The following is a 248-nucleotide window of genomic DNA, read 5'->3' as shown; positions in this document are numbered from 1 at the left end:
CTGCCACGCCAGGACCTCTTCGCTCACGGCGTCGGTGATGTTGGAGATCGTCTCGTGCGACAGGTCCGTGCCGATCGTGGAGGCCAGGTGGTGCTGGATGTCCCGGATCGTCATTCCGCCGGCATAGAGGCTGATGATCATGTCATCCAGGCCCCCGAGGCGCCGCTGGCCCTTGGGCACCAGGCGCGGGGTGAACGACCCGCCCCGGTCTCGCGGGACGTCCAGCTCGATCGGCCCGACCTCGGACT

The 248-nt window shown here is 68.1% G+C and carries 1 protein-coding gene; it reads right to left on the bottom strand.

What is annotated here, in order from left to right; translation table 11 throughout:
• On the bottom strand, positions 1-248 hold a 248-nt coding region (locus B1964_RS29040; RefSeq protein ID WP_172399009.1), incomplete at both ends, for a transposase.

Origin of the sequence: Gordonia sp. i37 (assembly GCF_002043085.1) — a bacterium.
In the GTDB taxonomy this organism is placed as follows: Bacteria; Actinomycetota; Actinomycetes; order Mycobacteriales; family Mycobacteriaceae; genus Gordonia; species Gordonia polyisoprenivorans.
The sequence above is the reverse complement of the archived record's forward strand: the minus strand, read 5'-3'. Positions and strand labels throughout refer to the sequence as shown.